The following is a 6,028-nucleotide window of genomic DNA, read 5'->3' as shown; positions in this document are numbered from 1 at the left end:
GCAGATGGTCGAGCGGGCCTTCGCACGCGCAGGCGTGCCGATGCGCGTGGCGCTCGAAATTGCCGGGGTCGAAGGGGTGAAGGAAGCGGTGCGCGCGGGCATGGGAATCGGCTTTGTGTCGGCCATGTCGATGCGGCACGAGGCGGGCGCGCTCTGTCTGTTTTCGCTTAGGCCGCAGGCGCTGACGCGCCACTTTTCGATTCTGATTCCGCATGCGAGCGCGCCGTCGCGGGTGGTGGAGCGGTTTCTGGCGCTGACTGAGGTGGAGGCGTCATGAGTCGGGATGGTGTCTTCAGGGATTTCCACTATGGCGCGTGACAAGCCCTGAGGGGCATTATTTGTGGATGGGTGCGCTTAGGCGCTTTTTTTAAATATGTAAATGGAACCGGTTCCATTTACATATGGGCTGAGTAAAGCAGGGTCGTTTCGATATGTCCGACGTTGTCATAGTTGCCAGCGCATTCGGTGCGGACGCGATCCGCCGGGACGGCCATCGGGCATGGCTGAAAACGGCGGCTCAGGCGGGAGCGGCGGGTTTCGAGGTGCGGCGTGAACTGTTCGCTAGCGAAGCGCAGGCCGACCCAGGAGCGTTGAGCTCGCTTGGCGAGGCGGTTGAAGGGCTGGGCATGTGGTCGGTCTACTCGACCCCCGCGACGCTCTACAACGCGGCGGGCGCGCTAGACGAGGCAACGCTGCGCCTCGCGGTCGAAGAAGCGGACGCACTGGGTGCGCGCTTTGTGAAGCTGCAACTCGGCGGATTTGGCGCGGACGCCGCGCTGGGTGCGCAGATCGCGGCATGCATGCGCGGTGCTCGGGCCCGGCTCGTCGTCGAGAACGGTCAACTGACGGAGGGCGGCATGATCCGCCAGTTCGTTCGCCTGTTCGACGGGTTGCGGCATGAAGGCTACTTGGACGTACTAGGCATGACCTTCGATCTCGGCAATTGGCAATGGCCGGGCGAGTCGCCCGCGGAGGCCGCCCAGCAACTGGCGCAGCACGTCGAATATATCCATTGCAAAGCGGTGACGGGCATCGGCGCACGGCGCTTTGCGGTAGCGCCCGCAGCAGACGATCCGGTGTGCGCCGCCGTTCTACGACTGCTGCCGCGTAACGTGCCGCGCGGCATCGAATTTCCGTTTGACCCAGACCGCGTGGCGGCGGATGCGTCGAACTACGTCCGTTGGCTCGACGGAGCTTAAGACGATTCAGCATTTTCAGCATTACCAGGAGCCACAATGAAACCGACCCTCGATGTCATCACCTACGGCGAAGCCATGGCGATGTTCGTTGCCGCCGAAACAGGTCCTCTCGAGGGAGTCGGCCAGTTCACGAAGCGCGTTGCCGGCGCGGATCTGAACGTCGCGATAGGCCTCGCGCGGCTAGGCTTCAAGGTAGGCTGGATGAGCCGCGTCGGCGCCGATTCGTTCGGCGAGTATGTGCGCGCCACGTTGAGCCGTGAGGGCATCGATCAGGAACGCGTGATTACCGACGAGCGCTATCCCACGGGCTTTCAGTTGAAGTCGAAGAACGACGACGGCAGCGACCCGGCGATCGAATATTTTCGCAAGGGCTCGGCGGCTAGCCATTTGTCGCCGGACGACTATGAACCGTCCTATGTGACGCCCGCCCGCCATCTGCATCTCACGGGCGTCGCGCCGGCCATCTCCGCGACCTCGCGTGAACTGGCGTTTTTGCTGGCGCGCGAAATGCGTGTCGCAGGCAAGACCGTCTCATTCGATCCTAATCTGCGCCCGACACTTTGGCCCTCGCGAGCGGCGATGGTTGAGGGTTTGAACGCGCTGGCTGAACTGGCCGACTGGGTGCTGCCGGGAATCGGTGAAGGCGAGATTCTCACGGGCTACACGAAACCGGAGGATATTGCGCGTTTTTACCTGGAGCGCGGGGCGCGTGGCGTGATCATCAAGCTCGGTGCGCGCGGCGCGTATTTCCGCACCGCTGATGATGCTGGCGTGGTCGCCGCGCAGCCGGTCGCCAAGGTGGTCGATACGGTGGGTGCGGGCGACGGTTTCGCGGTCGGTGTGATCAGTGCGTTGCTTGAAGGGCGGCCAATGCAGGATGCGGTGGCGCGCGGCAACCGGATCGGAGCGCTGGCGATTCAGGTGATCGGCGATTCCGAGGGGCTGCCGACGCGTACGGAGCTGGATGAGTTGGAACGGGCCGATGGGATTAGACAATCATGACTTCATCGCTTGCAATTCGGCGCTGGTGGACGATCATGCCGATCGTGTTCATCACCTATAGCCTCGCGTACCTCGATCGCGCCAACTTCGGCTTCGCATCGGCCGCGGGGATCAACCAGGATCTCGGCATCAGCAAGGGTCTCGCGTCGCTGATCGGTGCGCTGTTTTTCCTCGGCTATTTCTTCTTCCAGATTCCCGGTGCGATCTACGCTGAACGCCGCAGCGTCAAAAAGCTCGTGTTCTGGAGTCTGATCCTGTGGGGCGGTTGTGCGTCGCTGACTGGCGTGGTCAGCAACATTCCATCGCTGATGGTGATCCGCTTCCTGCTCGGCATGGTCGAGGCGGCGGTCATGCCGGCGATGCTGATTTTCATCAGCAACTGGTTCACCAAAGGCGAGCGCTCGCGTGCCAATACGTTCCTGATTCTCGGCAATCCGGTGACGGTGCTGTGGATGTCGGTGGTATCGGGCTATCTGGTGCATTCGTTCGGCTGGCGGCATATGTTCATCGCCGAGGGCGCGCCGGCGGTCATCTGGGCCGTGTGCTGGTGGTTCATCGTGCAGGACAAGCCGGCTCAGGTGACGTGGCTCACGCAGCAGCAGAAGGATGCACTCGCCGAGACCCTGCGCGCCGAACAGGCTGCGATCAAGCCGGTACGCAACTATGGCGAGGCGTTTCGCTCGGCGGCGGTGATCAAGCTGTGCGCCCAGTATTTCTGCTGGAGCATCGGCGTGTACGGCTTCGTGTTGTGGCTGCCGTCCATCCTTAAAAACGGTTCGACGCTCGGTATGGTCGAAACCGGCTGGCTGTCCGCGTTGCCGTATCTGGCCGCGACCATCGCAATGCTGGTCGTGTCGTGGGCCTCCGACAAATTGAACCGTCGCAAGGTGTTCGTCTGGCCGTTCCTGCTGATAGGCGCGGTGGCGTTTGCCGCATCGTATGCGTTAGGCTCGACGCATTTCTGGACGTCGTATGCGCTGCTGGTGATCGCGGGCGCGGCGATGTACGCGCCGTACGGTCCGTTCTTTGCGATCGTGCCGGAGCTGTTGCCAAAAAATGTCGCGGGCGGCGCAATGGCCCTGATCAACGGTATGGGCGCATTGGGTTCGTTCGTCGGTTCGTATATCGTGGGCTATCTGAATGGCGCGACCGGCTCGCCTGCGTCATCCTATGTGTTCATGAGCGTGGCGCTCGTCGCCGCGGTGCTGCTGACGCTCGCTGTCAAGCCGCAGCCGCAGGCTTCCGCCAGGCTCGCCGCTACTCCACTGGAAGGAAAATCAAGGTGATGAAGAAGATCCTCGTGTACAAACCGGTGCCCGACGATGTGCTCGCTTATCTGCGCGAGCATGCCGAGATCGTGCAGATCGATGCCGCACAGCACGACGCCTTCGTGGCGGTCCTGAAGGAAGTCGACGGCGCGATCGGCGCGAGCGTCAAGATCACGCCCGCAATGCTCGAAGGTGCAACGAAGCTGAAGGCGCTGTCCACCATTTCGGTGGGCTTCGATAACTTCGATGTGGACGATCTGACGCGCCGTGGCATCGTCCTCGCGCATACGCCTGACGTGCTCACGGAGTCCACCGCAGACACGGTGTTTTCGCTGATTCTCGCGAGCGCGCGCCGAGTGGTGGAGCTAGCCGACTGGGTCAAGGCCGGCAAGTGGCAAGGCAGTATCGACCAGGCGCAGTTTGGTGTGGAAGTGCAAGGCAAGACGCTGGGCATCGTCGGATTGGGGCGCATCGGCGGCGCTGTCGCGCGGCGCGCAGCGCTGGGTTTCAACATGAAAGTGTTGTACACCAACCGTAGTCCGAATTCACAGGCCGAACAGGCTTACGGCGCGCGGCGCGTCGACCTGGCTGAGCTGTTGGCCACGTCTGATTTCGTCTGCCTGCAAGTGCCGCTTACGTCCGAGACACACCATCTGATCGGCGCGGCTGAGTTGCGCGCAATGAAGAAGAGCGCGATCCTGATCAACGCCTCGCGCGGTCCGACTGTCGACGAAGCCGCGCTGATCGAAGCGTTGCGGGCTGGCACCATCCACGCTGCTGGGCTCGATGTGTTCGAGACCGAGCCGCTTCCCGCCGACTCGCCGCTCTTGAGCATGCCCAACGTGGTGGCGCTGCCGCACATCGGCTCGGCAACTGAAGAGACGCGTCACGCGATGGCGCTGAATGCGGCAGAGAATCTGGTCGCCGCGCTCGACGGTACGCTGACGCGCAACGTCGTGAATCGCGACGTGCTGAGCAAGTGAGCACACGGTGAGCATCCCGCACGCAGCCGCGCCACGTCGCGCGACCATCAGCGACGTAGCCCGCGAAGCCGGCACCGGCAAGACCAGCATCTCGCGCTATCTGAATGGCGAGATGAGTGTGCTGTCGCCAGAATTGCGCGCCCGCATCGAGGCGGCCATTAAACAGCTCGACTATCAGCCGAACCAGATGGCGCGCGGTCTGAAGCGCGGCCGTAACCGGCTGATCGGCATGCTCGTCGCGGACCTGACGAATCCATATTCGGTCGAGGTGCTGCAGGGCGTCGAAGCCGCGTGCCAGGCATTGGGTTACATGCCGCTGATCTGCCATGCTGCCAACGAAGTGGAGATGGAGCGGCGCTTTCTGCAACTGCTGACCACGTACCGTGTGGAAGGCGTGATCGTCAATGCGATCGGTGTGCGCGAGGAAACCTTGCGGCCGGTCGGCGAGGGCGGCATTCCGGCGGTGCTGGTGGATCGCACGGTGGACGGGCTGACCGCCGATATGGTCGGGCTCGACAACGCTGCGGCAGTCGAACTGGGCACGCATCATCTGCTGGAGCGGGGCTTCGGCGAGATCTGGTTTGTCGTGCAACCGTTCGAGCGCGTCAGTTCGCGACGCTTGCGCGAGGCGGCGTTCCGCGAGGCGATGAGCGCCGAGGCGGGCGCACGAGGCCGGACGGTCGTGCTGGATCTAAGCGACGCAGCGGTGCTCGACAATACGCTTGCCGAGCTGGATCGCACGTTGGACTGCTCGTTGGACGAGGCGCCGCATAACGCGCTCGGGGCGTCGGGCGGCGCGCCGGATACCTCACTCGGAGCGTCGAACAGCGGTCGCATCGCCCTGTTCGCAGCCAACGCTCCAGTGGCGCTCTGTCTCGCCCGGCACCTGAACACACGCTATGGTGCCGCGTGGCAGGCGCGCATTGCGCTGATCTCCATCGACGACCCGGAATGGGCCGAACTAACCGGAGTCACGACGATTCGCCAGCCCACTTTTCAGATCGGCTACCGCGCGGTGGAATTCCTGCATGAACGGATCGACGGCGGCGAGGCGGCTGCCCGTGACTGTCTGCTACCCGGCGAATTGATCGTGCGCGCGTCAACTTCTCGCTGATCTGCGATCATTCGGGCTGCGGCGCGCTCAGGTGCGCGCCGGTTATCGCAAGGAAACCCATGGTCGTTGCACCACTCACGCTTACCTGTCTGGCTCTCGCGACGCTGTTTGTCGCCGTGTTACCGATCGTTCTCTACCGCCGCCTGCGCGGTCCGCTCGCGCTCAGCGGGCGCGACGTGATCTCCGGGATCGCCGTGTTTGCGCTGTTCGCGATGGTGATCGAGCGCACGCTCAATGGTTACGTGCTGCATCAGAACGAGACCACGGCGGCGTGGTTGTCCAACCCGCTCGCGTTTGTGATTTACGGTGCGGTGGCGGCGGGTGTGTGCGAGGAGGCGGGACGTTTCATCGCGATGCGGTTGATGTGGCGGCGCGCAATGGCCGCGAGCGCGACGGTGGGTGCAACGGCAGCAGCGTCAGCGGTCCCCGGTGACCTGAACATGGATTCGACGCGGATCACGC

7 protein-coding genes are annotated in these 6,028 nt (G+C 63.4%); all 7 read left to right on the top strand.

The genetic code is table 11. From position 1 onward, the window contains the following. Window positions 1-277: LysR substrate-binding domain-containing protein (locus tag WCA85_RS21425; protein WP_424066875.1), on the top strand; the 277-nt coding region annotated here is incomplete at its 5' end. Window positions 278-431: 154 nt separating this feature from the next. Further along, the gene (locus tag WCA85_RS21420; protein WP_424066874.1) at window positions 432-1,199 is read left to right on the top strand and encodes a sugar phosphate isomerase/epimerase family protein; all 768 of its coding nucleotides are present in this window, start codon (window positions 432-434) and stop codon (window positions 1,197-1,199) included. 36 nt (window positions 1,200-1,235) lie between these two features. Further along, window positions 1,236-2,201, top strand: coding sequence for a sugar kinase (locus WCA85_RS21415; RefSeq protein ID WP_424066873.1), 966 nt, complete (start codon window positions 1,236-1,238; stop codon window positions 2,199-2,201). Further along, window positions 2,198-3,487 carry an MFS transporter gene (locus WCA85_RS21410; RefSeq protein ID WP_424066872.1) on the top strand — a complete coding sequence of 430 codons (1,290 nt, stop codon included), beginning with the start codon at window positions 2,198-2,200 and terminating at the stop codon, window positions 3,485-3,487. Before WCA85_RS21415 ends, WCA85_RS21410 begins: the two co-directional genes overlap by 4 nt. After that, window positions 3,487-4,452: a 2-hydroxyacid dehydrogenase gene (locus WCA85_RS21405; protein ID WP_424066871.1), complete on the top strand. Its 966-nt coding sequence runs from the start codon at window positions 3,487-3,489 to the stop codon at window positions 4,450-4,452. Before WCA85_RS21410 ends, WCA85_RS21405 begins: the two co-directional genes overlap by 1 nt. A gap of 7 nt (window positions 4,453-4,459) precedes the next feature. Beyond that, window positions 4,460-5,566 carry a LacI family DNA-binding transcriptional regulator gene (locus tag WCA85_RS21400; RefSeq protein WP_424066870.1) on the top strand — a complete coding sequence of 369 codons (1,107 nt, stop codon included), beginning with the start codon at window positions 4,460-4,462 and terminating at the stop codon, window positions 5,564-5,566. Window positions 5,567-5,625: 59 nt separating this feature from the next. Then, on the top strand, window positions 5,626-6,028 hold a 403-nt coding region (locus WCA85_RS21395; RefSeq protein ID WP_424066869.1), incomplete at its 3' end, for a YhfC family glutamic-type intramembrane protease.

Origin of the sequence: Paraburkholderia sp. (assembly GCF_049581445.1) — a bacterium.
Taxonomy (GTDB): domain Bacteria; phylum Pseudomonadota; class Gammaproteobacteria; order Burkholderiales; family Burkholderiaceae; genus Paraburkholderia.
This window is presented reverse-complemented; position numbering and strand designations above follow the sequence as displayed.